The organism is Curtobacterium sp. DN_7.5 (assembly GCF_022655355.1).
Taxonomy (GTDB): domain Bacteria; phylum Actinomycetota; class Actinomycetes; order Actinomycetales; family Microbacteriaceae; genus Curtobacterium; species Curtobacterium luteum.
Window position 1 is genome coordinate 114,543 of the sequence record NZ_CP093378.1, and the last position, 26,350, is coordinate 140,892.

A 26,350-nucleotide genomic window follows, 5' to 3' on the forward strand; every position below is an offset into this window, starting at 1 on the left:
CGGAGCTTGCGGAGCGGCGTGGCGGCCGAGGGCGTGGGGCGGCTCAGCTCGCGTCCGCCTCGTCGGTGCGGTCGGCGTCCTCACGGACGGGCGCGGCGCGCTCCGCGAGCGGCACGACGGGGCTCGGCACCTCCGCCTCGGGGGCGGGCTGCACCCCGTACAACGCGTCGAGCGCGCCGACGAACTCCTCACCGCGTCCGGCGCGACCGAGTTCACGGGCACGGACCGACGGACGGTGCAGCAGCACGCCCACGAGGTGCCGCAGGGCACGCTCGGTCTGCTCGACGGACTCGGGGTCCGGGTCGCGACGCTTCGCGCGCTCGATCTCGTCGTCGAGGATGTCGAACACGTGCTTGCGGAAGGCGACGAGGGCGGGGGTGGTCGACTGCTCGAGCGCCTGCGCACGGAAGCGGGAGACCGCGTCGTCGACCATCGCGCGCGCCTCGGACTCGGCGTTCAGCTCGGAGATCGGGGCGTGGATGCTGATCGTCTCGAGGTCGAGGAGCTCCACACCGTCGACGGCGGCGGCGGCGGGGTCGACGTTGCGGGGGAGTCCGAGGTCGATCACGATGCGACGGACGCCGTCGTCGAGGTCGGCGGGCGCGACGACCGGGACCTCGCTCGAGGTGCAGGTGATGACGACGTCGCTCGAGCCGATGGCCTGGCGGAGGTCACGGGCGGCGACGAGGTCGTGCTTCGCGGCGAACCAGGCGGCGCGGCCCGAGGGCGAGAAGACCTGGATGTTCACGGCGCCGCGGTCGCGGAGGGCCGCGATCGTGGTCGCGGCGTAGCTGCCGGTCCCCACCAGGAGCACGCGGGTCTCGGCCCAGTCGGTCACCCGGGAGGACGCGAGCTGCAGACCGAGCCGCACGAGCGACCGGCCGGCGGCGCCGATGCGGGTGCGGGTCTTGACGCCGCGCGAGGTGTGCGCGGCCTCTTGGAACAGGCGTTCGAGGTCGGAGGTCGTGGTGCCGTTCGAGCGGGCGTCCTCGAGGGAACGCCGGACCTGCCCGGAGATCTCGGTCTCACCGACGACGACGGACTCGAGCCCGCTCGACACGGCGAAGAGGTGCTGCACGACGTCCTTGCCACCGAGGACCCGGACCGAGTCGCGGAGCTCGGCGGGGGCGAGGTCGCTGGCGGCGGCGACGGCGTCGACGGTGGCCGAGACGGCGGAGTCACGGTCGTCCCCCGCGATGTCGAGGTAGGCCTCGAAGCGGTTGCACGTGGCGAGGACGACGGCTCCGTCCAACACGTCGGAGTCGGTCACGAGACGGCTCGCGGCGGTCGGTGCGCCGATGCTCAGTCGCTCCAGGAGGTCGAAGCTGGCGTTGCGGTGCGACGCCGTGAGACAGATGAGCACGTGTTCCATGGTAACCCGCGCTCGGTGTGCCGGCTGCTGGCTGCACGGATGTGCGGGAACCGTCCGGTCAGCCGGTGCGAGAATCGTCCGGTGACCGACGCCACCAGCACCGCCCTGCCCGGGACGCACCCCCTCGCCGCCGGCCTGACCAGCGGTTCCCCGCTCGTCCGCGCGCTCCGGGGCGACCGCCCCGAGACGCTGCCCGTGTGGTTCATGCGGCAGGCCGGACGGTCGTTGCCGGAGTACCGCGAGCTGCGGGTCGGCACCGCGATGCTCGACGCCTGCCTCGACCCGGCGCTCGCGTCGGAGATCACGCTGCAGCCGGTACGTCGGCACGGGGTGGACGCCGGCATCTTCTTCAGCGACATCGTCGTGCCGATCAAGCTCGCCGGGGTGGACGTCGAGATCGTCCCCGGCCGCGGGCCGGTCCTCGGGTCCCCGATCCGGAGCGCGGCGGACGTGGACGCGCTCGGACAGCTCGACCCGTCCGCACTGGCGCCGATCACCGAGGCCGTCCGCCGAACGGTCGCCGAGCTCGGCAGCACCCCGCTCATCGGCTTCGCCGGGGCGCCCTTCACGCTCGCCGCGTACCTGGTCGAGGGCGGCCCCTCGAAGGACCACATCCGGGCGCGGACGCTCATGCACGCGGACCCGGAGACCTGGTCGCGCCTGCTGGCCTGGGCCGCTGACGTGTCCGGGGCGTTCCTCCGGGCGCAGGTGCTGGCCGGGGCCTCGGCCGCGCAGCTCTTCGACTCCTGGGTGGGTTCGCTCTCGCGGGCCGACTACCTCGAGCACGTCGCACCGCACTCGGACCGTGCGCTCTCCCACGTGGCCGACCTCGGTGTCCCGCGCATCCACTTCGGCGTCGGCAGCGGTGAGGTCCTGCATGACATGACGACCCTCGGCGGCGAGCGGGTTGTGGTCGACGGCGTCGGCGTCGACTGGCGCATCCCGCTCGACGAGGCCGTCCGTCGCGTCGGCACCGGCGTGACCGTGCAGGGGAACATCGACCCGGCGATGCTCTCCGCTCCGTGGCAGGTCCTCGAGGACCACGTGCGCGACGTCGTCCGTCGCGGCGGTGCTGCCCGGGCGCACGTCGTGAACCTCGGGCACGGGGTGCCGCCCGAGACCGACCCAGCCGTCATCACGCGCGTCGTCGAGCTCGTGCACTCCCTCGGCTCCGGCCGGGACGCGGGGGAGCCGGCGTGACCGACGTCGTCGTGGTCGGCGGCGGTGTCGCCGGCCTCGTCGCCGCCCGTGACCTCGCGAAGGGCGGCGCCAACGTCGTGCTCGTCGAGGCGTCGGGCGTCCTCGGCGGCATGGTGCGCCGGCACACCGTCGCGGGGATCGACCTCGACATGGCGGCCGACTCGTTCGCGACCCGCACCGACGCGATCAGCAGGCTCGCGATCGAACTCGGGCTCGGCAACGACGTCGTGACCCCGGACCAGCGCGGCGCCTGGCTGATGACCCGGGACGGACGGACCTCCCCCATCCCGGCCACCGGTCTGCTCGGGATCCCCGGCACCCCGATGGCGGCCGACGTCCTCGCCGTGGTGGGACAGAAGGGAGCGCTGCGCGCACAGATGGACTCCCTGCTCCCCGGTCCCGTCGGGTCGAAGGCCCCGTCCCTCGGTGAGCTCGTGCGCCGGAGGATGGGGGAGCGGGTCCTCGACGACCTCGTGGTCCCGATCGCCGGCGGCGTGCACTCGACCCACCCGGACCGCCTCGACCCCGACCGCGTGGCGCCCGGACTCCGCGCCGCACTGCTCCGCGACGGGTCGCTCGCCCGCGCCGTGCTCTCCCTGCGGTCCCGCGCAGCGGCCGGCTCCGCCGTGCAGGGCATCCGCGGCGGCATCGTGCGCCTCGTCGACGAGCTCGTCGCCGACACGGAGACGTACCACGTGGACGTCCGACTCCACACGACCGCGACGGCGGTCGAGGAGCACGCGGTCGAGGTGACGGGGCCCGACGGTGTCACCGAGCGACTCGTCGCCGACCACGTGCTGGCGTCCACGCCCGACCCGCGGCGTGCGTCCGCCGCCGACCGGACCGGGATCGAGCTCGTGACCCTCGTCGTCGACGAACCCGCCCTCGACGCCGCGCCCCGCGGGACGGGCATGCTCGTGCACCCGGACGCCGAGTCGGTGGCGGCCAAGGCCCTGACGCACGCGACCGTGAAGTGGCCGTGGCTCGCGGAGGCGGCGGACGGCCGGCACGTCCTCCGGCTCAGCTACGCGACCCCGCCGGACGGTCCTGCGGGGGCCCGGGCAGACGGCGCAGCGGGGTCCGGGCCGCACGGCGCGGCGGGAGCGGTGTCCGACGCGGGCGGTCCGGCGGGCGTGGCCACGAGCCTCCCGGTCGATCCGTCCGACCCCGTCGGGGTGCGCGCCCTCCGCGACGCCAGCACCCTGCTCGGCGTCCGGATGGGCACGGACCGTGTGCAGGGTGTCGCACGCGTGCGCTGGTACGGACCCGACACGACAGCGGCGGGTCTGGCGGACGGCGTGGTGGGCATCGGGGAGGCGTCCACCGGCCGGGGGCTCTCCGGCATCGTCGCGGGAGCCCGCGCGGCCGCGGAACGCATCCTGGAGGACGCCGACCTGGGAACCTGAGCGGACCCGGCGGTGCCCGAGGGCTACTGTTGTGGAGACGCCGGACGTATTCCGCTCGGCGCATGACCACTGCACACTGACCCACGGAGGATCGCACATGCGAGGCAAGCTCCTGTTCGTCGCCGGCGCCGCACTCGGGTACGTCCTGGGATCGCGAGCCGGACGGGCGCGGTACGAGCAGATCAAGACCGTCAGCGGCAAGGTCTGGAACAGCAACGGCTTCCAGAAGGGTGTCCACAAGGCGGAGGACTTCATCGCCGACAAGACGCCGGACGTCGCCGAGTTCGTCGGCGAGCAGACGAAGAAGGTCGTCCGGAAGGTCGGGCAGAAGAAGGACGCCCACACCTCATGACCGACACCCGCGACCGCAAGTCGCGTTCGCTGTTCGGCCTGCTCGGTGACGTCCCGAAGCTCGTCAAGGAGCTCGTGACGGGCGAGCTGAACCTGCTCAAGGCGGAGATGCTGGCGAAGGTCAAGGTCTTCGCGCTCGCAGCCGGTCTCCTCGTGGCGGCGCTCGTGATCGTGCTCTACGCGATCGGCGTGCTGCTGACTGCGGCGGTCATGGGCCTCGCGACCGTGATGCCGGCGTGGCTCGCCGCGCTGGTCGTCGCCGTCGTCATGCTCGTCGTCGCGGCGATCCTCGGCCTGGTCGGGTGGAAGCGCTTCAAGAAGGGCCTGCCGATCACCCCGAAGCGGACGATCGACAGCGTCAAGAACGACGTCAACGCGGTGAAGGGCCTCGGCAAGAAGCCCACACCGACGCAGCGCCACGGCAATCGGACTCCGGACGTCAGCGGACGGTTCTGACACCGTCCCTCGTGACGACCCACGCACCAGCACAGCCGGATCCGGCACCAGCACCACCGACGGAGGAACCGTGACCGACCAGCACGACGAGATGGCCGACCGCGTCGCGGCGACCCGCGCGCAGCTGTTCGACACCCTCGACGCCATCGAGGACAAGCTCAACGTCCCCAAGCAGATCGGCATCGCCGCCGCCGGGCTGAAGCGCCGCGCGGACGAGAACCCCGTCCCCTACCTGGCCGGGCTCGCAGCGGGCGTTGCGGTGGTCGGGGGTATCGTCGTAGCGGTGCTCCGACGGCGGTGACCGGCCGACGCCACGCCGCCGTCCGGGTCCTCCACGTCGGGCGCTCTTCGGCAGGGGCCGAGGTAATCCCTGGCAACCGATAGGACAAAGGACCCATGAGTTCCACCGTGCCCGCTGCGGGCGACGCACACGAGACCGACCCGGCCTCCGGCATCGACCCGAACCTCCTGACGGCCTACGCCCTGTGGGCCGTCTTCCGACGTCCGGTGGGGTCCGTGCCCCGTGCCGGTGACGACGCCGTCGCCGAGCTCGACGCCGTGGTCTCCGCGGCTGCGGAGCGCGGTGTGACCACCCGCGGCTTCTACGACGTCTCGGGCTTCCGCGCCGACGCCGACGTGATGATCTGGCTGCACGGCGACGACGCCCAGGCGATCCAGGCAGTGCTGCGCGACGTCCGCCGCACCGCCCTGTTCCAGGATGCCGAGCCGGTCTGGCACGTCATGGCGATGCACCGCGAGGCCGAGTTCAACAAGCGTCACACCCCGGCCTTCCTCCGCGGCAAGGACCCCGAGGCGTGGATCACGGTCTACCCGTTCGTCCGTTCCTACGAGTGGTACCTCCTGCCGGAAGAGGAGCGCTCGACGATGCTCCGCGACCACGGCATCGCCGGTGCGAAGTACCGCCGTGTGCTCACGAACACCATCGCGACCTTCGCCCTGAGCGACTACGAGTGGATCCTGCCGCTCGAGAGCCCGGACCTGGTCGACCTCGTCGACCTCATGCGCGACCTGCGCTACACCGAGGCACGCCTCCACGTCCGCGAGGAAGTGCCCTTCTACACGGGTCGTCGCGTGACGACCGCCGAGCTGCCGGAGGTGCTGTCGTGACCGACACCAGCAACATCACGAACGGACGCGGAGCCGTCCTCGCGGCGACGCCCGCCGCGGTCGACGGGCCCGAGCACGTCGAGGTGCCGACCGCGTACGACGCGATCCTGCTCGCCGGCTTCGGCGGACCCGAGGGCCAGGACGACGTCATCCCGTTCCTGCGCAACGTCACGCGCGGTCGGGGCATCCCGGACGAGCGGCTCGAAGAAGTCGCGCACCACTACCGGCACTTCGGCGGCGTCAGCCCGATCAACGCGCAGAACCGCGCGCTGAAGGCCGCGCTCGAGGCCGAACTCGCGAAGCGCGGCATCGACCTGCCGGTGCTGTGGGGCAACCGCAACTGGGACCCGTACCTCGAGGACGCGTTCACGGAGGCCGCCGACCGTGGCCTGACGAACCTCATCGCGATCGCGACGAGCGCGTACTCGTCGTTCTCGAGCTGCCGGCAGTACCGCGAGGACTACGCCCGCGTGCTCGACGCCACCGGCCTGATCGACACCATCAAGATCGACAAGGTCCGACAGTTCTTCGACCACCCCGGCTTCGTCCGGCCGTTCGTCGACGGCGTGCGCGACGGCCTCGCGAAGGCGATCGCCGAGAACGAGGGCCTCGACGTCGCGACCGAGCTGCACGTGCTGTTCTCGACGCACTCGATCCCGTCCGCCGACGCCGCCCGCTCTGGCCCCGACTTCCGCGGGTTCGACGAGCACGGCGCGTACGAGGCGCAGCACCTCGCCGTCGCCGAGGTCGTGCTCGACCAGGCGTGGAGCGAGCTCCTCGAACAGCCCGAGCACGCGCACCTGCAGGGCACGTCGAAGCCCGCGTGGAAGCTCGTCTACCAGTCGCGCTCGGGCCCTCCGACGCAGCCCTGGCTCGAGCCGGACATCAACGACTACATGAACGAGGAGCTCCAGGGCGGTCCCACCCGCGCCGTGCTCATCGTCCCGCTCGGCTTCGTGAGCGACCACATGGAGGTCATGTGGGACCTCGACGAAGAAGCCACCGAGACCGCGCAGGAGCTCGGTTTCTGGTCGGTCCGCACGCAGACGCCCGGCGTCGACCCGGCCTACGTCGCCGGGTTGATCGACCTGGTGCTCGAGCGCGTGAACGGAGTGCCGACGTCGGAGCGCCCGCACCTGACGGACCTCGGCCCCTGGTACGACGTGTGCCGTCCGGGGTGCTGCGAGAACGTGCGCGCCGGGTTCAAGCCCGCGGCTGCCGGTCTGGCTCCGTGACCGAGCAGCAGCGCACCGAGCAGGACGGTCCGGCGCCGATCCGGCTCGGCACCCGCGCCAGCCGGCTGGCCGTCGCGCAGTCGCAGGACGTCGCCGACCGCCTCGCGAAGGCGTCCGGCCGTCCGGTCGAGCTCGTCGAGGTCACGAGCGAGGGCGACACGAACCGCGCCTCGCTCGCGAGCCTCGGCGGCACCGGGGTGTTCGCCAGCGCCCTGCGCGAGGCCCTGGTCGCCGGTGAGGTCGACGTGCTCGTGCACTCCCTCAAGGACCTCCCGACCGCTCCGTACCCGGGGCTGTCCATCGGAGCCGTCCCGAAACGCGCCGACGCACGTGACGTCCTGGTCGCCCGCAACGGCGCCACGGTCGACTCGCTGCCCGAAGGAGCGAAGGTCGGCACCGGGTCACCCCGACGTGTCGCCCAGCTCAAGGCGAAGCGTCCCGACCTCGACGTGGTGGACATCCGCGGGAACATCGACACCCGGCTCGGCCGCGTGGACGACGACCTCGACGCCGTGGTGCTCGCCGCCGCGGGGCTGACCCGCATCGACCGGCTCGACGCGGCGACCGAGCTGCTCGACCTCGGCTTCTGGCCGAGCGCGCCCGGCCAGGGTGCCCTCGCGGTCGAGATCCGCTCGGACGAGACGGACAGGAACCTGCTCGCCGCGCTCCGCAAGCTCGACCACGCGCCGACCCGCCTGACGGTCACGGCCGAGCGCGAGGTCCTGGCGAAGCTCGAGGCGGGCTGCTCCGCACCGATCGGCGCGACCGCCGTCGTCGACGCCGAGATGCTCCTCGTCTCGGCGACGGTCTACCGCCCCGACGGCTCCGAGTACCGGACCGCCTCGCACGCGGCGGTCCTGGACGGCTCCGCACAGGACCGTCTCGACGAGGCGCTGGCGCTCGGTGGGCGGGTCGCGGCCGAACTCCTCGAGAACGGCGCGGCCGACCTCGCGGACCTCGCCACGACGGTCGCCGAGGCACCGGCCGACGGCGACCACTCGGCCGGGCCCGGCCTGGCGACCCCGGCTGCGGCGCAGCCTGCCGACGACGACTCGACGGCCGCGCCGCGGACGACGGGCACGGACTAGGCGGTCACCACGGACGACACCGCTCCCGCGCGGGACGAGGCCCGGCTCCCGGTCGTCCTCGTCCCGCGCGGCGGTGCGTGGGGCGCCGCGGTCGCGGACGCCGCCCGGGCACGCGGTCTCGACCCCGTCGTGGTGCCCCTCATCACCGATGCACCGCCGGAGGACCCCGCTGCACTCGACGCGGCGCTCGGGCGCCTCGTTGGAGCGGCCGGGAGGCACGTCCCGGCACCCGGGGACGGGCCCGTTCCCGGCGGGGCCGGGTCGACCGCCCCCTGGCTCGTCGTGACCAGTGCGACGGCCGTGCGGGCCGTCGCCGGACGCGCACCGCGCCTCCCGGCCGGTGTGCTGGTGGCGTGCGTCGGCCAGGCGACCGCACGCGCCGCGCGGCAGGCCGGGTGGCGGGTCGACCTCGTGCCGGAGGTCGAGTCGGCCGCCGGCCTCGTGTCGGCGTTCCCGGGCACGACCGGCCGTGTCCTCTTCCCGCGCTCGGAACTCGCCGCCCCCACCCTCGTCGAGGGGCTCCGCGCCCGCGGGATCGACGTCGAGGACGTGGTCGCGTACCGTACCGTGGGGACCGGCGACGAGCCGGTCCGCCTCGACCGGGTGCCCGACGCGGTGCTCGTCACGAGCGGCAGCGTCGCCTCCGAGGTCGCCCGCCGGCTGGCCCCGCTCGATCCCCGCACGCGCATCGCGTGCATCGGTCCCGGCACCGCCGCGGCCGCGCGCGAGGCCGGTCTGCCCGTGCACGTCGTCGGGCGCAGCCGCTCCGCCGAAGCCCTCCTCGACGCCGTCGCCGAGGCCCTCCACCCCGAAGCACCCGAAGCACCCGAAGCACCCGAAACACCACGATCAGGAAGGTCATCGTGACCGGACAGTTCCCCCAGGTCCGCCCCCGCCGTCTCCGCGCCACCCCGGCGATGCGTCGGCTCGTCGCCGAGACCCGCCTGCACCCCGCCGAGCTCGTGCTGCCGATGTTCATCCGCGAGGGTGCGACCGAGGCCGTCCCGATCTCGAGCATGCCCGGGGTGGCGCAGCACTCGCTCGACTCCTTCCGCCGGGCGCTCGTCGAGGCGGCGGAGCAGGGCGTCGGCGGCGTGAACCTGTTCGGGGTCCCGACGTCGAAGGACGCCGAGGGCTCCGGTGCGACCGACCCGGACGGCATCCTCAACGTGGCGATCCGCGTCGCACGCGAAGAAGTGGGAGACGCCCTCGTCGTGCAGTCCGACCTGTGCCTCGACGAGTTCACCGACCACGGACACTGCGGGGTCCTCGCGGCCGACGGGTCGGTCGACAACGACGCGACGCTCCTGCGGTACCGCGACATGGCGGTCGTGCAGGCCGAGGCCGGCGCCGAACTGGTCTGCATGAGCGGGATGATGGACGGTCAGATCGCTGCCGCGCGCGACGCCCTCGACAGCACCGGTCACGCCGGCACCGCGTTGCTGGCGTACTCGGCGAAGTACGCCTCGGCCTTCTACGGCCCGTTCCGGGAAGCCGTCTCGTCGTCGCTCCAGGGCGACCGCCGGACGTACCAGATCGACGCGGCCGACGGGCGGCAGGGCCTCCGTGAGGTCCTGCTCGACATCGAGGAGGGTGCCGACATCGTCATGGTGAAGCCGGCGATGAGCTACCTCGACGTGCTCGCCCGCACCGCGGACGTCGCCGAGGTGCCCGTGTGGGCGTACCAGATCAGCGGCGAGTACGCGATGATCACCGCGGCCGCGCAGAACGGCTGGATCGACCGGGATGCCGCCGCGATGGAGGCCCTGGTCGGCATCAAGCGCGCCGGCGCTGATGCGATCCTCACCTACTTCGCGGTCGACATCGCCCGGAAGCTCAACCAGGAGGCCGGCCTGCGCACGTCCGGCAGCACCGCGGCGGTGTCCGGCGTCGCCTCGACCGGGAAGGCCCCCGAATGACCACCACGACGACCAACGAGCAGCTCTTCGGACGCGCGAAGAACAGCATCCCCGGCGGCGTCAACTCGCCCGTCCGCGCCTACGGCTCGGTCGGCGGGACGCCCCGGTTCCTGACCGCCGCGAAGGGCGCGTACGTCACCGACGCCGAGGGGCGCGAGTACGTCGACCTCGTCGCGTCGTGGGGGCCGGCGATCCTCGGCCACGCCCACCCCGGGACGGTCGAAGCCGTGCAGCAGGCGGCCTCGCGGGGCCTCTCGTTCGGGGCGTCGACCCCGGGGGAGACCGAGCTCGCCGAGCTCGTCAAGCAGCGGGTGTCGGTCGACGGTGACGGACCGATCGAGAAGATCCGCATGGTGTCGACGGGCACCGAGGCCACGATGACCGCGATCCGGCTCGCCCGCGGGTACACCGGTCGCGACCTGCTCGTGAAGTTCGCCGGGCACTACCACGGTCACTCCGACTCGCTCCTCGCCGAGGCCGGGTCCGGTGTCGCGACGCTCGCGATGCCCGGGTCGGCCGGCATCACCGCCGAGACGGCCGCGCAGACGCTCGTGCTGCCGTACAACGACCTCGACGCCGTCCGTCGCGCGTTCGACGAGCACTCGGAGCGCATCGCCGCCGTGATCGTCGAGGCCGCCGCGGCCAACATGGGCGTCCTCGCCCCGGAGCGCGGGTTCAACCGTGCCCTGTCGCAGATCACGTCCTCGCACGGTGCGCTCCTCATCGTCGACGAGGTCCTGACCGGCTTCCGCGTCGGCAGCGCGGGGTGGTGGGGCCTCGAGGCGTCGAAGGTCGTCCCCGACGGTGCCGGATGGAAGCCCGACCTCGTGACGTTCGGCAAGGTCATCGGCGGTGGCATGCCCCTCGCCGCGCTCGGCGGCCGCCGCGAGGTGATGGACTTCCTCGCGCCGCTCGGTCCCGTGTACCAGGCCGGCACGCTCTCCGGGAACCCGCTCGCCGTCGCCGCGGGCATCGCCACGCTCCGTGCGGCGACGCCCGAGGTGTACGCGCACCTCGACCGGACGGCGGCGACCGTCGCGACGGCGACGAGCGAGGCGCTGTCAGCGGAGGGCGTCGCCCACACGGTGCAGCACGCCGGGAACCTGTTCTCGTTCGCGTTCACCGACGTCGCCCCGCGGAACTACGACGACGTGCGGGCGCAGGAGACCTTCCGCTACGCGCCGTTCTTCCACAGCATGCTCGAACAGGGCGTCACCCTGCCGCCGAGCGTGTTCGAGGCGTGGTTCGTCACGGCGGCGCATGACGACCGTGCCGTCGGGCGGGTGCTCGACGCGCTGCCGGCGGCAGCGAAGGCGGCAGCGGCCGCCACCGCGTAGCGCGCGTTGCCGTCCGCCGGCGCGCGCCCGGGACGGCCTGGAGGCGCGGGTCGCCTACGCCGCCCGGCGTGCGTGCCAGCGTCCCTCGGACCGCACGATCGCGAGCGGGAAGTCGAACGCGTGGGAGATCGCCGACGACGTGATGACCTCGTCCGCGGTGCCCTGCGCCACGACCGCCCCGTCGCGGAGCAGCATCGCGTGCGTCGTCGAGGCGGGCAGGTCCTCGAGGTGGTGGGTCACCATCACGCTGCCGAGCGCGGGGTGCCGGTGGCGGAGCGCGTCGACCGTCTCGAGCAGGTGCTCGCGGGCGGCGACGTCGAGTCCGGTCGCGGGCTCGTCGAGCAGCAGCAGCCGCGGTTCCGCGATGAGCGCCCGAGCGATGAGCGCCCGGCCGCGCTCACCCTGGGACAGCACCGGCCAGCGGGCGTCGCGTCGCGCCGTGAGCCCGACGTCGGCGACGTGCTGTTCGGCGGCCGCGACCTGCTCGGCCGTGGGGGTCCAGCGCAGCATGAGGTCGGTCGTCCCGGTGACGCCGGTGAGCACCGTCTCGAGCACCGTCAGCGGGGAGAGGACGCGGTGCCGCGGGTCGACGTGACCGATGCGTTCGCGGAGTTCCCGGACGTCGACGCGCCCGAGCCGCCGCCCGAGCAGGTCGACGGTCCCCGCACTCGGGTGCCCGGTCGCACCGAGGACCGCGAGGAGGGTGGACTTGCCGGCGCCGTTCGGCCCGAGGAGCGCCCAGTGCTCGCCCGGCCGCACGGTCAGGTCGACGTCGCGGATGAGGTCGCGTCCGGACCGGGTGACCCGGACGCCGGTGGCGGCGACGAGCGTGTCCGCCGACCGCGCACCGGCGTCCACGGGCTCAGTTCCCGCTTCGGAGGCGCTGCAGCAGGTCGGTGAGGGTGACGCCGAGGGCGCGGATCACGGCACCGCCGGCATCGCCGTCGCGCGAGCGCACGGCCGCGATCAGCGGGTCGATGGAGAACCGCCCGTCCCAGAACGTGAACCGGCTCTCGGCGAGGGCGATGAACTGCAGTCGCGGGATGATCGCGTGCGAGAGCGTCTCGAGGAGGGAGTTGTCCGAGTACCGGATCGCGGCTTCGACGAACTGTCGGACATCGGTGTTCATCGCCTTGTCCTCGGCTTCGGCGTGCATCCGGACGCGCTCCAGGATCTCCACGAGCTCGGCGACACCGGCGTCGTCGAGCTTGGGGAGGGACCACCGGGTGGCGAGCTCGGCGATCCCGGTGAAGACCTGGAGGGCCTCATCGAACTGCTCGGCGGTCGGAGTCGCGACGCGCGTGTAGCGGTTCGCCTCCATCTCCACCAGGCCGTAGTCGACGAGCTTCGCGATCGCCTCGCGGATCGGGGTGCGACTGACGCCGAGCCACGCGACGAGTTCGTCGTCGTTGAGGCGTTCGCCGGCCTGGAGCGTGCCGTCCTGGATCGCGGCGAGCATCTTCTCGAGGACGACGTCCCGCAGGAGCTTCCGCGGCGAGTTCTCGACGGTGGACTTCGGGACGGGCATCGGCGCTCCTCACGGATCGGGCGTTTCGTACTCCAATCCTAGGGTGTTCAATGTGCAAACGTTTGTGAAATGGTGGTGTAGCAATATGTCGGCACCGTCTCACGCGGTGGCGACGTCCACCACCGTCCGGCCGTGCACCCGTCCCGCGACGACCTCGGCGCCGACCTCGATCGCCTCCGACAGCGACACCGTGCGGGTCACCTCGGCGAGCAGCGCGGGGTCGAGGTCGGTCGCGATCCGGTCCCATGCCCGCTGCCGGAGGGCGTGCGGGGCGTCGACCGAGTTGATGCCGAGCAGCGACACCGCTCGGAGGATGAACGGCATCACGGTCGTGGGCAGTCCGGCGTCCTGCGCCAGCCCGCAGGCGGTCACGGCGCCACCCCACCGGGTCGCGGCGAGGACGTTCGCGAGGGTGGCGCCGCCGACGCTGTCCACCGCCCCCGCCCAGCGTGCGCGCTGCAGCGGCTTCCCGAGCTCGGCGAACTCCGCGCGGTCGACCACCTCGGCGGCCCCGAGTCGTCGGAGCGCGTCGGCGTTCGTGGTGCGGCCGGTCGACGCCGTCACGGTGTAGCCGCGGGCGGCGAGCAGGGCGACGGCGACGCTCCCGACCCCGCCCGAGGCGCCGGTGACGAGGACGGGGCCGTCGTCCGGCGCGACCGTCCGCTCGAGCGCGAGCACGCTCAGCTGGGCCGTGAACCCGGCGGTGCCGACCGCTGCGGCGAAGACGTCGCCGACGCCGTCCGGCAGGACCACGAGGGCGTCCGCGGGCACCACGGTGCGCACCGCCCAGCCGCCGTGCCGGGTCTCCCCGAGTCCGGCCCCGTTGCACGTGACGCGGTCGCCGATCGCCACGTCGTGCACACCGGGGCCGAGGGCCGACACGGTGCCGACGACGTCGATGCCCGGCACGAGGGGGTCGACCCGGGCCACCCCGGGGTTCCGGGCGAGCGCGAGCCCGTCCTTGTAGTTGACGCTCGACGCCGTGACGTCGACGAGCACCTCGCCCTCGGCGGGGTCGGGGAGGTCGACCTCGGTGACGGCGGGCGGTGCGGAACTGGAGACGAGGACGGCGCGGGTCACGCGTCGGACGCTACCCCGTGCCTCCAGGCCGTGCCGCGAGGCGAGTCTCGCGGTCAGCGACGTTCCTCGCGCCGGACGGCGCGAGAGCCGTCGCCCAGCCCGAGTCTCGCCGCCGCACCCGCGCCCCGCGGCGCCTCAGCCGAACATGATGGCGGCCTCGTCGTACCGGGCCTGCGGCACGGTCTTGAGCTCGCCGAGCGCCTCCTCGAAGGAGACGTGCTCGATCTCGGTGCCGCGCAGCGCGACCATCCGTCCCCACCGCTCCTCGACGACCGCGTCGATCGCCGCCAGCCCGAGCCGGGTGGAGAGCACCCGGTCGTACGCCGTCGGGGTGCCGCCGCGCTGGATGTGGCCGAGCGTGGTGGCCCGCGTCTCGATGCCCGTCATCTCCTCGATGAGCGGCGCGAGGCGCTCCCCGATCCCGCCGAGGCGCGGCCGCCCGAACGCGTCGAGCCCACGCTCGGTGTGCGCGTTGTCCTCGTGGTCGGGGACGAAGCCCTCGGCGACGACGACGAGCGGCGCCCGGCCACGGTCGTAGGCCGCCCGGACCCACGCGGCGATCTGCTCCATGCTCGTCTTCTGCTCGGGGATGAGGATCGCGTGCGCGCCGGCCGCCATGCCCGAGTGCAGGGCGATCCAGCCGACGTGCCGGCCCATGACCTCGGCGACCATGCAGCGCGAGTGCGACTCGCCGGTCGTGCGGAGGCGGTCCATGGCCTCGGTCGCGATGGCGACGGCGGTGTCGAAGCCGAAGGTGTAGTCCGTGGCGCCGAGGTCGTTGTCGACGGTCTTCGGCACGCCCACGATCTTGAGACCGGCGTCGGTGAGTCGCTTGGCCGCCGCGAGGGTGCCCTCGCCGCCGATCGCGACGATCGCGTCGATGCCGTGCCGCTCCAGCGTCTTCTCGATGTTCTCGACGCCGCCGCGCTCGCCCTCGAACGGGTTCGTGCGGCTCGTGCCGAGGATGGTGCCGCCCTGCTTGGCGATGCCCTGGATGTCCTTGCGGCCGAGCGGGACGATGTCGCCGTCCACCACGCCACGCCACCCGTCGCGGAAGCCCACGAACTCGTGTCCGTAGATCGCGATGCCCTTGAGCACGATGCCGCGGATGACCGCGTTCAGGCCGGGGCAGTCGCCGCCGGAGGTCAGGATGCCGATGCGCACGGGAACAACTCCATCGTCGGTGGGGTGGACCACGGTGGTGGGTCACGGTGGTGGGACACGCCCATCATGACTGACGGTGGTTCCGCATTACCATCCTGCGTGTGTCCCTCGCTGCGCCCGCCTCCGCCGACGGTCGCGTCGACGACGCGGCCACGCGCGTCGACACGGTGTACCGACCGGGAGGCCCGGTGGACGTCCGCGCGACCCTCCGGCCGCTGCAACGCGGCTCCGGCGACCCCGCCTTCCGGGTGGTCGGCGCCGACACGTGGCTCACGGTGCGCACACCGACGGGTCCCGCGTCCGTGCTCGTCCGCCGCGACGGGTGCGACGCGATCGCCGTCTCTGCCTGGGGCGACGGTGCCGAGTGGGCGGTCGCGCACGCGCCCGAGCTCCTCGGCAGGGGTGACGACTGGTCGGACCTCGACGTCTCGGCGCACCCGTTCCTCGTCGATGCGCTGCACCGGCAGCCGGGGCTGCGGTTGCTGCGGACGAACGCCGTGTTCGCCGCGCTCGTGCCGGCGATCATGGAGCAGAAGGTCACCTCGCGGCAGGCCTGGCGTGCCTGGCGGTACCTCCTGCGGCGGTTCGGTGAGCCCGCTCCCGGTCCGGCGCCCGCCGACACCTGGGTGCAGCCGACCGTGGCCGGCTGGGCCGCGATCCCCAGCTGGGAGTGGCACCGGGCCGGCATCGAACCCGGTCGGTCGGCCACGGTCATGCGGGCGGTACGGGTCGCACCCGCGCTCGAACGCACGCTGGCGCTCGGTCGCGGCGGGCCTCGCGTCGCCGAACGGCTGCAGTCGGTCCCGGGGATCGGGAAGTGGACCGCCGCCGAGACCGCCCAGCGGGCCCACGGCGACCCGGACTCGCCGAGCGTCGGCGACTACCACGTGCCCGCGCTCGTCGGGTGGGCGCTCACCGGCGGCCCGGTCGACGACGACGGCATGCTCGAGCTCCTCGAGCCGTACCGGGGGCACCGGGAGCGGGTCGTCCGACTCATCGGCGGATCGGGGTTCCGGAAGCCGTCGTTCGGTCCGCGCATGACGATCCAGGACCACCGGCACCACTGAGCGAGGACACAGCTGCCGGACACGCGCCGCGCGCTGCCGTAGCCTCTTGTTGAGAACCGATCTCAGGAGGAATCATGACCGACAGCACCCCCACTCCGGCAGCCGACGACGCCGAGCACCGTGTCGCCGAGCACGACGTCACCGAGCACGACCACGAGCACGACGGTGGCGAGCACGAGACCGTCGAGCACGGCGACCACGTGGACTTCGTGCACGACGGCCACCGGCACGCCCGTCACGAGGACCACTACGACGAGCACTGAGCGTCGCTGACGCGACCAACAGATGGTCGGAAGGCCCGTGGCGCCGCCGCCACGGGCCTCCCGACCGCGTCCTGCGCACGCGCGGTGTCCGATCCGCTGCCCGCAGCCAGCGGCGGATCCGTCGTGCCGCGGCGCTCCCGACGGCCTAGTCTCGACGTTCGTGAGTTCCGATCGTCATCGTCGTCGCGCGTCCCGGGTCGTCTCGATCGGCGTCGTCGCCGCGCTCGCCGCATCCCTCACCGGCTGCGGCGAGGGATCGGGTGTCGACGCTGACTACGCGAAGATCTGCCGTGACAACAGCACGCAGAAGCGGCTCCCGGACGACGACTGCAACAACCACGGCGGCCACGCCGGCTGGTACTACCTGCCCGTGAGCAGCAGCCGGACGACGAAGGTGCCCGCCGTCGGTGACACCGTCGCGGGCGGCCGGAGCTCGCTGCCCGCGGGCAAGACCGCCCAGTCCGGGCTGTCGTCGCGCGGCAGCTCGGTGTCGAAGGGCGGGTTCGGCGGTTCCGGCGAGCACGGCGGGTTCGGCGGCTGATGGAGCGCGTCGAGTTCACCGAGCGGCCGGACTGGCGGCGGCGGATCCAGCAGACCGGTCTGGTGTACTCACGGTCGGTCCGCGAGGACGGCAGCGAGGTCGAGTACTGGAACGACGGGGCGGCCTACGTCTTCACGCTGCCCGAGGTCGAGGCGCTCGAGCGGCAGACCGAGGAGCTGCACCGCATGTGCCTCGAGGCCGCCCGGTACCTGGCGTCCGGCGAGCTCGGCACGCTCGGGCTCACGCCGGACGGCTTCGAGCTCGCGTCCTGGTCACTGCGGCACGACGAGCCCGACGTCTACGCCCGCTTCGACCTCGCGTACGCCGGTGACGGGTCGCCCGCCAAGCTCCTCGAGTACAACGGGGACACACCCACGGGGCTGATCGAGGCGTCGGTCACGCAGTGGCACTGGTTCCGCGAGCGCGTCGAGTCCGGCGAGCTGCCCGCCGACACCGACCAGTGGAACGGTATCCACGAGGCGCTCGTCGCCCGGTGGCGGACCCTCCTGCACGCGTCACTGCGGGCGGAGGACGGCGGCCGACTGTTCGTCGCGCACTCCGACCTCGACACCGCCGGCGAGGACTGGGACACCGTCGCGTACATGCGCGACCTCGCCGGCGAGGCCGGCTGGGAGCACACCGGCATCGAGATGAAGGACATCGGCTGGCACGCCGCGGCCCGGCAGTTCGTCGGCAACCAGGAGCCCGCCGGGTCCTCCCGGAGCGCCTTCACCCTGCCCGGGGACGACCCCGGGACGCAGTGGCCGGTCATCCGGAACATCTTCAAGCTCTACCCGTGGGAAGACCTCGTGTCGGGCGACGACCGTGCCTCCGGCGACCAGGAGTTCGGCGCGTTCCTCGTGCGGGACCGGGGCCGGCTCGGGCACTGGTACGAGCCCGCGTGGAAGATGTTCCTGTCCAACAAGCTGCTGCTCGTCGCCCTCTGGCGGCTGTTCCCCGGTCACGAGAACCTGCTGCCGTCGTACGCCGACGGGCCGAACGGCATGACGGACTTCGTCGTGAAGCCGGTCTTCGGCCGCGAGGGTGACGGCATCGCCGTGCACCGGGCCGACGGCTCCGTGACGACCAACGGCACCGAGTACCGCCGCGCGGGCACGAACGGCGAGCGGGTCTGGCAGCAGTACCACGAGCTGCCCGACTTCCCGGGGCGGAACGGGCACAACCACCCGGTGCTCGGGTCCTGGGTGGTCGACGGCGAGTCCTTCGGTGTCGGCATCCGGGAGTCGGACGGGCCGATCACCGACTACTGGTGCCGGTTCGCCCCGAACCTCATCCGGGCCTGACCGGCGTCACGCGACCCATCGGGCGGTCGGGAGGCCCGTGGCGGCGCCGCCACGGGCCTCCCGACCGCGTCCTTGCGGGGCGATCGCTCGGCCCGCGGTCTCGCGCGGTCAGGGGTGGCGGGTGCCCTCGCCCGCGAGCACCGCGCGGTACCCCTCGCGGAAGGTCGGGTACCGCGGTGCCCATCCGGTGGAGCGGAGGAGGGCGTTCGAGAGCCGCTTGTCGCCACCTGCCTGTCGTCCGTCGCCGTCACCCCGCACCGGCTCGTCCACGCCGAGCTCGTGCGCGAGGAAGCGGAGCACGTCGTCGAGGGGCACGGGCTCGTCGTCCGTCCCGAGGTACGTCGGCGCGGGGTCCACCAGCGTCGCGAGGTGGACCAGTGCGGCAGCGGCGTCGTCCCGGTGGATGCGGTTCGTGTGCGGTGACCGGCCGGGGGCGAGCCGGGCGCTGCCCGACCGCACCTGGTCGACGAGCCGCTCGCGTCCGGGGCCGTACACGCCGCTCAGCCGGAGCAGCACCGCACCCGGCGCACGGCGGCGCAGCAGTTCCTCGGCCTCGACGAGCACGGCCGCGGTCGGTGTGCTCCCGCGCACCGGGGTGGCCTCCGTGACCTCGGACCCGTCGTCGACGTCGTACACCGCGGTCGAGGAGACCACGACCACCCGCGGTGTGGCGGCGGAGGCGTCGATGCCGACGAGGACGTTCCGCAGCCCGTCGACGTAGGTCGCGCGGTACTCGTCGACGTCGCGGTTGCCGGCTGCCGTCGCGACGACGACGACCGCGGTGTCGTCCGGGATCGTCGGGACGTCGTGGCGGAGGTCGGTGCTCCGTCCGGTGAGCGGTGCAGGCAGGAGTCCGGCGCGGCGACGCAGACCGATGACGGGGTGGCCGAGGGCGGCGAAGCGGAGACCGGCCTCGGTCCCCAGGTCGCCGCAGCCGGCGACGACGACGGTTCCGTGGTGCTGCACGCTCCCACTGTGCCAGCGCGCGCCGGCGGCCGCGCGCCGGCGGCTGCGCACGCCGAGACTCGGGCAGCCAGGCAGCCAGGCAGCCAGGCAGCCAGCAAGCCAGCAAGCCAGCCAGCCGGCCAGGCAGCCAGGCAGCCAGCGAACCAGCCAGCCAGCCAGCGAGCCGCCCGGCCCGCTCGACCGCTCAGACGGGCTGCAGCGGCTCCGGCGCCCCGGCGGGCAGCTCGACCCGCACGGCGTCACCCGGCCGCACGGCCCCGCCGGTGAGCACGACCGACATCACGCCGCCCTTCCGCTCCACGGACCCGTCCTCGTCACGGCCGAGCACCGCCTTGAGGAGCCCCGGCTCGAACCCGTTGATCTGCTGGCAGGGGTTGCGGAGGCCCGTCACCCGCACGCTCGCCGACTCCCCGAGGTGCAGGACGGTGCCGGTGGGCAGCCCGAGCAGGTCGATGCCCCGCGTCGTGACGTTCTCGCCCATGTCGCCGGGACTGACCGCGAACCCGGCCGCGGCGACCTCGTCGAACAGCTCGGCGTGCAGCAGGTGCACCTGCCGCAGGTTCGGCTGCGAGGGGTCCCGCGCGACCCGGGACCGGTGTTGCACCGTCGTGCCGGCGTGGGCGTCGCCCTCGATGCCCCACCCCGCGACGAGCACGACCTCGTCCGCGAGCGGCTTGCTGAAGTGGTGGCCCTCGTCACGGGCCACGGCGACGACGACCGACGGCTGCGCTTCCACACCCCGAGCCTGGCAGAGATCGACACGCCGGGCGAGCCCCGCGGTGAACGATCCGGCCCGCTGTCTCGTCGTCAGGGCATGGGACTCCGCACACGCACCAAGGTCATCATCGGCATCGCCTCCGGCGTCGTGGTCGTCGGCGCCGCGGCCGCGATCGCCGGCCCGGTCATCTACGCGAACACCGTCAACGGCCAGGCCGCGGCAGCGCCGTCGGTCAGCGCCGGGACGTCGGGCGGCGCCGGGAAGCTCAGCGCGTCCGAGGCCGACGGCACCTGGACCTCGACGGGGGACTCGTTCGCCGGGTACCGCGTGCACGAGGTCCTGCAGGGGCAGGATGTGAACGTGGTCGGACGCACGAAGGACGTCGAGGGCACGGCCGAGGTCAGCGACGGCTCCCTCACCAAGGCGACCGTCACCGTGCAGGTCGCGAAGATCAGCACGCCCGAGGCCGCCCGTGACGAGTACTTCCGCAACACCGCGCTGCAGACCGACCAGCACCCGACGGCCACGTTCACGCTGACCGAGCCCGTCGACGTGTCCGGCGCCCTCGACGGCTCCACCCAGGACGTCACGCTGACCGGCACGATGGACCTGCACGGCGTCGAGAAGCCCGTCACCGCCGACGCCCAGGTCGCCGTCGGGAAGGACGGCACCGTGCAGGTCGCCGGCAGCATCCCGATCACGTTCGAGGACTACGGCGTGCAGGCACCGTCGCTCGGCTTCGTCACGGTGGACCCGAAGGGCTCCGTCGAGTTCTCGCTCGACCTGGACAAGTGATGGTCACCGGCAGGGGAGCCGACGAACTGCTCGCCACGCTCTACCGCGAGCACGGCGAGGCGCTCACCCGCTACGTCCGGCACCTCACGCGGGACGGCCACACCGTCGAGGACGTCGTGCAGGAGACGATGGTCCGCGCCTGGCAGCGGCCCGCCGTCCTGGAGCGGACACCCGACAGTGCCCGCGCGTGGTTGTTCACGGTCGCGCGGAACCTCGTCGTGGACGAGGCCCGGTCGGCCCGGAACCGCCGCGAGCACGGGACCGAGCACCCGGTCGACCGCGCGGAGGCCGACCGCACCGACGCCGTCCTCGACCGCATCGTCGTCGCCGACGCGCTCGCGTCGCTCAGCCCGGAGCACCGCCGCGTCGTGGTCGACGCGTACTGGCTCGGCCACACCGTGCCCGAGATCGCCCGGCGGCACGACGTCCCGGAGGGCACCGCGAAGTCGCGGCTGCACTACGGTCTGCGGGCCCTCCGGCTCGCACTGCAGGAACGAGGAGTGACCCGATGAGCGAGGACCGCTACGCGGAGTGGGACGCCGCCTACGTGCTCGGCTCGCTGCCGGCCGACGAACGGCTCGAGTACGAGCGGCACCTCGAGACCTGCGACCGGTGCACCGCGGCGGTGGCCGAACTGGTCGGCCTGCCGGGCCTGCTCGCGAAGCTGCCCGCCGACCAGGCGATCGAGATCGCGGAACCGGACGGGAGGCCCGACACGCGTCCCGAGAGCTCCCTCGCCTCCGTCGCGCACCGCGTCCGCACCCGTCGTCGTCGCCGTCGGGTCTGGGTCACCGCCACCGCGGCGGCGGCCGTGCTCGCGGCCGTCCTCGGCGGTCTCGCGGTGGGCACGGCCCGGGTCGACCCCGCCACCGTGCCGGCTGCCTCCGCACCGACCGCCGACCGGTACGCGCTGGTCGGCGACCGTGGCCTCGACGTCGACCTCGCCGTCAGCGGCGAGCCGTGGGGCACGCGGTTCGACTGGGGCTGCTCGTACGGTGGGAGGTCCTGGTCGCCGGACGGCTCCGTGATGTACGACCTCGTCGTCGTGCGCGACGACGGCACGGCGGAGACGATCGCGTCCTGGTCGGCCGCCGGGGAGGACGCCCGCGGACTGTCGGCCTCGACGAACGTCCCGCGGGAGGACATCGCGAGCGTGCAGGTCCGGCTCCGCGGCGACGACCGCGTCCTCGCGGACGTCGACCTCTAGCGGTCCTCGACCACCGGCGGTCCCCGGCGGTGAGCGGTCCTCGGCGGCTAGCGGTCCTCGCCGTCCGGGTCCACCGGACCGATCGCGGTGTGGACGCGCGCACTGACCGACCGCAGCGTGTCCGCGTCCGTGCCCACGGGCCTCCAGAACAGGTCCTCGAGCGCACCCGTGTGCGCACGGATGCCGGACAGCACCGCCCGGCGGCCGTCCGGGGTCATCGACACCCAGCTCCCGCGGCCGTCCGTGGGGCAGTCCGCCCGCTCCACCAGACCGCGCGCCACCATGCGCGTGACCTGGTGGCTGACGCGGGACTTCTCCCACCCGATGCCTGCCGCGATGTCCCGGACACGGAGTCGGTGGTCGGGGTCGCGGTGCAGTCCGATGAGGATCTCGAACTCCGGGATCGAGATCCCCGCCCCGGCCTGCACGGCGTGGTCGAGGGCGCGGTCCAACCGCCGCCAGGCGTCGTGGTAGGTGTCCCACGTGACCCAGTCGTGCCCCTCGTCGTCCTGCGTCGCCATGCTCGACAGCGTATCCACGCCACACCCGGCCCGACGCCGGTTCCATCCCCGGGACGACGCTCCGCGAACGCACGGCGCGCTCCGAGGGAGCGTCGGTGCGGCAGCATACGATCGGAGGCATGCCCACCCCCCGCATCGCCGACTGCACCGACGACGCCGTTGCGCTCGTGCGCCGTTGGCTGGCGGCCTCGGCGGGGTCGAAGCCGGACGCCGGTGCCGTGCGGCTGGCGGGCGTCCTCCGCGACGAGCAGGGGCTCGACTTCACGCGCGGGTTCGTCGACCGGGTGATCCGACCGGAAGACCCGCGGGTGGCCGCGCGCAACCTCGAGAAGCTCAGCCAGGACGTCCCCGAGTTCCTCGCCTGGTACCTCCGCGGAGCCGTGACGCTGGGCGGCGGGTTCGCCACGATGGCGCCGTGGGCGGTCATCCCCACCGCACGCCGGATCCTCCGCCGGATGACCGGGCACCTCGTCATCGACGCGACCCCGGCCAAGCTCGGTCCGGCGCTCGCCCGGATCGGGGGCGAGGGCACGCGCCTCAACGTCAACCTCCTCGGAGAAGCCGTGCTCGGCAGTGCCGAGAGCGACCGCCGGCTGCAGGGCACGACGGACCTCCTCGCCCGCGACGACGTCGACCACGTCTCGATCAAGGTGAGCTCGGTGGTGCCGCAGACGTCGCCGTGGGCGTTCGACCAGACCGTCGAGCGCGTGGTCGAGCGGCTCGTCCCGCTCTACCGGCTCGCGGCGGCCCCGCTCGCCGACGGTCGACCGGCGAAGTTCATCAACCTCGACATGGAGGAGTACCGCGACCTCGACGTCACCCTCGCGGTGTTCACGACGCTCCTCGACCGGGACGAGTTCCTCGGGCTCGAGGCCGGCATCGTGCTGCAGGCGTACCTCCCCGACGCTGCCGGCGCCCTCGACCGGCTCACGGCGTGGGCGCAGGAGCGACGTGCTCGCGGTGGCGCTCCCGTGAAGGTGCGGCTCGTCAAGGGCGCGAACCTGGCGATGGAGCACGTCGACGCGATCCTGCACGAGTGGCCGCTGGCAACGTGGGGGACCAAGCGCGAGACCGACTCCGCCTACCTCCGGATGCTCGAGACCGCCCTGGTCCCCGAACGCACCGACGCCGTCCGGATCGGCGTCGCGGGCCACAACCTGTTCGACCTCGCCACCGCGTGGGTGCTCGCCCAGCGCCGCGGGGTCACCGACGCGGTCGACGTCGAGATGCTGTTGGGCATGGCGTCCACGCACGCCGACGCCGTCCGCGCCGACGTCGGACGCCTGCTCCTGTACACCCCGGTCGTGGCGCCGGAGGAGTTCGACTCCGCGATCGCGTACCTCGTCCGCCGCCTGCAGGAGAGCGCCAGCCCCGAGAACTTCATCTCGGGCGCCTTCGACATCGACCGGGACGCCAGCGTCTTCGACCGCGAGCACGGACGCTACCTGGCGTCCGTCGCGGCCCTCGACGAGCCCGTGCCCGCCACCCACCGCACGCAGGACCGCCGCCGGCCCCTGGGCGAGGCCGAGCACCGCGACGGGTTCCGGAACGCGCCCGACACCGACCCCGCCGTCGCGGCCAACCGGGCGTGGGCGCTCGACGTCCTCCGCCGGGTGCCGCGCTCGCAGCTGGGCGCGCAGACCATCCGCCGCGCCCGGGTCGTGGACCGCTCGATGCTCGAGCGCATCGTCGCCCGCACCGCCCAGGCCGGCGTGAACTGGGGACGGCAGGACCCGCACGACCGCGCCGAGCTCCTCGACCTCATCGGGCACGAGCTCGAGACGCGCCGCGCCGACCTGATCGAGGTGATGGCCGCCGAGACGGGCAAGACCCTGACCGAGGCCGACATCGAGGTGACCGAGGCCGTCGACGCAGCCCACCACTCCGCCGAGAGCGCCCGGCAGCTGGCGGCGATGGACGGCGACGGCGCCCGCTTCGTCCCGCCCCGGCTGACCGTGGTCGTGCCGCCGTGGAACTTCCCGGTCGCGATCCCGGCCGGAGGGGTGCTCGCGGCGCTCGCCGCCGGGAGCGGCGTGGTCCTCAAGCCCGCTCCCGAGGCCAAGCGCTCCGGAGCGCTCCTCGCCGACGTCCTCTGGGACGCCGGGGTGCCGCACTCCCTGCTGCAGCTCGTCGACCTCGACGAGGACGACCTCGGCCGTGAACTCGTGGCGCACCCCGCCGTCGACCGGGTGCTGCTCACCGGCTCGGCCGACACCGCACGGTCGTTCCGCTGGTGGCGCGCCGGACTCCCGCTGACCGCCGAGACGAGCGGGAAGAACGCGATCGTCGTGACGCCGAGCGCCGACCTCGACCTCGCCGTGCAGGACATCGTGCAGTCCGCGTTCGGGCACGCCGGGCAGAAGTGCTCGGCCGCCTCCCTGGTCGTCCTGGTCGGGTCCGTCGGCGAGAGCGAGCGGTTCCGTCGGCAGCTGGTCGACGCGACGCGGACGCTGCGGGTGGCCTGGCCGGACGACCCCGCGGCGCAGATGGGTCCTCTCATCGCCGAGCCCTCCGGCAAGCTGCTCGCCGGGCTGACCGAGCTCGGGCCGGGGGAGTCCTGGCTCGTGCAGCCGGCTCCGCTCGACGACTCCGGCCGGCTCTGGTCGCCCGGCATCCGCGACGGCGTCCGGCCCGGCAGCGACTTCCACCAGACCGAGTACTTCGGGCCGGTGCTCGGCATCATGCGCGCCGAGACCCTCGACGAGGCGATCGCGATCCAGAACGGCACGGAGTTCGGGCTCACGGCCGGCATCCACTCGCTCGACGTGGACGAGGTCGCGGACTGGCTCGCGTCCGTCCAGGCGGGCAACCTGTACGTCAACCGCGGCACGACGGGTGCGGTCATCGGCCGGCAGCCCTTCGGCGGCTGGAAGCGATCGTCGGTCGGTACCGGCACGAAGGCGGGTGGTCCGATGTACGTGGCCACCCTCGGGCGGTGGGAGCGCACGGAGCGGCAGGTCCACAAGAGCATCCAGCTGCACGGGCTCCCACCGCGCGTCACCGCCCTGATCGAAGCGGCCCGGAGTGGTCTCTCGTTCGAGGAGTTCGACCAGGTGCGTGCCGGGGCCCTCAGCGACGTCCGAGCCCGCGAGTCGCACTACGGCCGCTCACGTGACGACTCCGGGCTCGTCGTGCAGCGGAACGTCCTGCGCCACCGTCCGCAGTCCGTGATCGTCCGCCACGCCGAGGACTCCGCGACCGGGGACCTCGTGCGTGTGCTCGCCGCCGCGACCGCCGCCCGGGCACACGTCATGCTCAGCACGGCTCGGCCGCTGCCCGGGCCGCTCACCCAGCTCTTCGCCTCCGCTCGCTCCCCGCTCGACGTCGTCGACCACCTCGTCGAGAGCGACGATGACTTCCTCGCGCGTGCGGCGTCCGGCGCCGTCTTCGACCGTCGGTGGAGCGACGCGGACGACGAACCGCAGGACGCACTCGAGCAGGTGCTCGCACAACCCGACCGGCCCCGGCACACCGCGTTCGGCGGTCCCGGCAGCCGCATCCGGTTGCTCGGCGGCGACCCGCTCGCGCTCGAGGAGGCCCTCGGAGCGAGCGTCGACACCGCCATCCACGACGCTCCGGTGGTGGAGTCGGGACGCATCGAGATGCTGCCGTTCCTCCGCGAGCAGTCCGTGTCGATCACGGCGCACCGCTTCGGCGACCTCGACCCCGACTTCCAGGAGCTCCGGGTCTGACGACGGCGCAGT

The 26,350-nt window shown here is 73.3% G+C and carries 27 protein-coding genes; 19 read left to right on the forward strand and 8 right to left on the reverse strand.

The features are described 5' to 3' along the window. Positions 1-43 precede the first annotated feature (43 nt). On the reverse strand, positions 44-1,363 hold the full coding sequence (locus MON03_RS00550; RefSeq protein ID WP_242089859.1) for a glutamyl-tRNA reductase: 1,320 nt from the start codon (positions 1,361-1,363) through the stop codon (positions 44-46). A gap of 48 nt (positions 1,364-1,411) precedes the next feature. Between MON03_RS00550 and hemE the strand changes: the two genes are divergently transcribed. From hemE to hemL, 11 genes are all read left to right on the forward strand, one after another. Then, a complete protein-coding gene (hemE, locus tag MON03_RS00555; RefSeq protein ID WP_083882017.1) occupies positions 1,412-2,572 on the forward strand; it encodes a uroporphyrinogen decarboxylase in 1,161 nt (386 codons plus the stop codon). Further along, positions 2,569-3,978, forward strand: coding sequence for a protoporphyrinogen/coproporphyrinogen oxidase (locus MON03_RS00560; protein WP_242089861.1), 1,410 nt, complete (start codon positions 2,569-2,571; stop codon positions 3,976-3,978). Before hemE ends, MON03_RS00560 begins: the two co-directional genes overlap by 4 nt. A gap of 97 nt (positions 3,979-4,075) precedes the next feature. Beyond that, positions 4,076-4,330: a hypothetical protein gene (locus MON03_RS00565; protein WP_031273499.1), complete on the forward strand. Its 255-nt coding sequence runs from the start codon at positions 4,076-4,078 to the stop codon at positions 4,328-4,330. Continuing rightward, on the forward strand, positions 4,327-4,785 hold the full coding sequence (locus MON03_RS00570) for a phage holin family protein (RefSeq protein WP_242089863.1): 459 nt from the start codon (positions 4,327-4,329) through the stop codon (positions 4,783-4,785). Before MON03_RS00565 ends, MON03_RS00570 begins: the two co-directional genes overlap by 4 nt. Positions 4,786-4,855: 70 nt before the next feature. Then, the gene (locus MON03_RS00575) at positions 4,856-5,086 is read left to right on the forward strand and encodes a DUF3618 domain-containing protein (RefSeq protein WP_022903643.1); all 231 of its coding nucleotides are present in this window, start codon (positions 4,856-4,858) and stop codon (positions 5,084-5,086) included. Between the two features lie 95 nt (positions 5,087-5,181). Next, on the forward strand, positions 5,182-5,913 hold the full coding sequence (gene hemQ, locus MON03_RS00580; protein WP_022903642.1) for a hydrogen peroxide-dependent heme synthase: 732 nt from the start codon (positions 5,182-5,184) through the stop codon (positions 5,911-5,913). Then, on the forward strand, positions 5,910-7,148 hold the full coding sequence (locus MON03_RS00585) for a ferrochelatase (RefSeq protein WP_022903641.1): 1,239 nt from the start codon (positions 5,910-5,912) through the stop codon (positions 7,146-7,148). The genes hemQ and MON03_RS00585 overlap by 4 nt, the downstream gene beginning before the upstream one ends. Then, the gene (hemC, locus tag MON03_RS00590) at positions 7,145-8,236 is read left to right on the forward strand and encodes a hydroxymethylbilane synthase (protein ID WP_175327986.1); all 1,092 of its coding nucleotides are present in this window, start codon (positions 7,145-7,147) and stop codon (positions 8,234-8,236) included. Before MON03_RS00585 ends, hemC begins: the two co-directional genes overlap by 4 nt. Before the next feature lie 132 nt (positions 8,237-8,368). Further along, positions 8,369-9,103: a uroporphyrinogen-III synthase gene (locus MON03_RS00595; RefSeq protein WP_277927267.1), complete on the forward strand. Its 735-nt coding sequence runs from the start codon at positions 8,369-8,371 to the stop codon at positions 9,101-9,103. Next, positions 9,100-10,155 (forward strand): porphobilinogen synthase, encoded by a 1,056-nt coding sequence (gene hemB, locus MON03_RS00600; RefSeq protein ID WP_022903638.1) that lies wholly within the window; start codon positions 9,100-9,102, stop codon positions 10,153-10,155. The genes MON03_RS00595 and hemB overlap by 4 nt, the downstream gene beginning before the upstream one ends. After that, positions 10,152-11,492, forward strand: coding sequence for a glutamate-1-semialdehyde 2,1-aminomutase (gene hemL, locus MON03_RS00605; protein ID WP_242089866.1), 1,341 nt, complete (start codon positions 10,152-10,154; stop codon positions 11,490-11,492). Before hemB ends, hemL begins: the two co-directional genes overlap by 4 nt. Before the next feature lie 54 nt (positions 11,493-11,546). Here hemL and MON03_RS00610 read toward each other — a convergent pair whose 3' ends face one another. The 4 genes from MON03_RS00610 to MON03_RS00625 all read right to left on the reverse strand — a co-directional run bounded on the left by MON03_RS00610 (position 11,547) and on the right by MON03_RS00625 (position 15,264). Further along, positions 11,547-12,350, reverse strand: coding sequence for an ABC transporter ATP-binding protein (locus MON03_RS00610; RefSeq protein ID WP_242089868.1), 804 nt, complete (start codon positions 12,348-12,350; stop codon positions 11,547-11,549). A 4-nt stretch (positions 12,351-12,354) separates the two neighbouring features. Then, on the reverse strand, positions 12,355-13,020 hold the full coding sequence (locus MON03_RS00615) for a GntR family transcriptional regulator (protein WP_242089870.1): 666 nt from the start codon (positions 13,018-13,020) through the stop codon (positions 12,355-12,357). A gap of 99 nt (positions 13,021-13,119) precedes the next feature. Continuing rightward, positions 13,120-14,100: an MDR family oxidoreductase gene (locus MON03_RS00620; protein WP_242089872.1), complete on the reverse strand. Its 981-nt coding sequence runs from the start codon at positions 14,098-14,100 to the stop codon at positions 13,120-13,122. Positions 14,101-14,235: 135 nt separating this feature from the next. After that, a complete protein-coding gene (locus MON03_RS00625; protein ID WP_242089874.1) occupies positions 14,236-15,264 on the reverse strand; it encodes a 6-phosphofructokinase in 1,029 nt (342 codons plus the stop codon). A 101-nt stretch (positions 15,265-15,365) separates the two neighbouring features. On the opposite strand from MON03_RS00625, the gene MON03_RS00630 reads away from it, so the two are divergent. The 4 genes from MON03_RS00630 (at position 15,366) to MON03_RS00645 (ending at position 18,439) form a co-directional block, all read left to right on the forward strand. After that, positions 15,366-16,331: a DNA-3-methyladenine glycosylase family protein gene (locus tag MON03_RS00630; protein WP_022903626.1), complete on the forward strand. Its 966-nt coding sequence runs from the start codon at positions 15,366-15,368 to the stop codon at positions 16,329-16,331. A 74-nt stretch (positions 16,332-16,405) separates the two neighbouring features. Continuing rightward, the gene (locus MON03_RS00635) at positions 16,406-16,594 is read left to right on the forward strand and encodes a zinc transporter permease (protein WP_242089876.1); all 189 of its coding nucleotides are present in this window, start codon (positions 16,406-16,408) and stop codon (positions 16,592-16,594) included. A gap of 160 nt (positions 16,595-16,754) precedes the next feature. Further along, a complete protein-coding gene (locus MON03_RS00640; protein WP_022903624.1) occupies positions 16,755-17,135 on the forward strand; it encodes a hypothetical protein in 381 nt (126 codons plus the stop codon). Then, positions 17,135-18,439: a glutathionylspermidine synthase family protein gene (locus MON03_RS00645; RefSeq protein ID WP_022903623.1), complete on the forward strand. Its 1,305-nt coding sequence runs from the start codon at positions 17,135-17,137 to the stop codon at positions 18,437-18,439. The genes MON03_RS00640 and MON03_RS00645 overlap by 1 nt, the downstream gene beginning before the upstream one ends. Before the next feature lie 108 nt (positions 18,440-18,547). Here the strand turns inward: MON03_RS00645 and MON03_RS00650 are convergent, their stop codons facing one another. Together MON03_RS00650 and MON03_RS00655 are read right to left on the reverse strand one after the other, a co-directional pair. Beyond that, positions 18,548-19,405 carry an NAD-dependent epimerase/dehydratase family protein gene (locus MON03_RS00650; RefSeq protein WP_242089878.1) on the reverse strand — a complete coding sequence of 286 codons (858 nt, stop codon included), beginning with the start codon at positions 19,403-19,405 and terminating at the stop codon, positions 18,548-18,550. A gap of 184 nt (positions 19,406-19,589) precedes the next feature. Further along, a complete protein-coding gene (locus MON03_RS00655) occupies positions 19,590-20,141 on the reverse strand; it encodes an MOSC domain-containing protein (protein ID WP_022903621.1) in 552 nt (183 codons plus the stop codon). Positions 20,142-20,219: 78 nt separating this feature from the next. Here MON03_RS00655 and MON03_RS00660 point away from each other — a divergent pair, with 78 nt between their 5' ends. The 3 genes from MON03_RS00660 to MON03_RS00670 are packed head-to-tail and all read left to right on the forward strand — an operon-like array spanning position 20,220 to position 22,125. Continuing rightward, positions 20,220-20,918, forward strand: a complete 699-nt coding sequence (locus tag MON03_RS00660) for a YceI family protein (RefSeq protein ID WP_242089880.1) — start codon at positions 20,220-20,222, stop codon at positions 20,916-20,918. Continuing rightward, positions 20,918-21,430, forward strand: a complete 513-nt coding sequence (locus MON03_RS00665; RefSeq protein WP_022903619.1) for a sigma-70 family RNA polymerase sigma factor — start codon at positions 20,918-20,920, stop codon at positions 21,428-21,430. Before MON03_RS00660 ends, MON03_RS00665 begins: the two co-directional genes overlap by 1 nt. Beyond that, entirely contained in the window at positions 21,427-22,125 is a 699-nt protein-coding gene (locus tag MON03_RS00670) for an anti-sigma factor family protein (RefSeq protein WP_022903618.1), read from the forward strand. The genes MON03_RS00665 and MON03_RS00670 overlap by 4 nt, the downstream gene beginning before the upstream one ends. Before the next feature lie 47 nt (positions 22,126-22,172). On the opposite strand, the gene MON03_RS00675 is transcribed toward MON03_RS00670, so the two are convergent. After that, on the reverse strand, positions 22,173-22,646 hold the full coding sequence (locus MON03_RS00675) for a MarR family winged helix-turn-helix transcriptional regulator (RefSeq protein ID WP_175327972.1): 474 nt from the start codon (positions 22,644-22,646) through the stop codon (positions 22,173-22,175). A 119-nt stretch (positions 22,647-22,765) separates the two neighbouring features. Between MON03_RS00675 and MON03_RS00680 the strand changes: the two genes are divergently transcribed. Further along, complete coding sequence (locus MON03_RS00680) at positions 22,766-26,338, forward strand: proline dehydrogenase family protein (RefSeq protein WP_242089882.1); 3,573 nt, start codon at positions 22,766-22,768, stop codon at positions 26,336-26,338. Positions 26,339-26,350 lie beyond the last annotated feature (12 nt).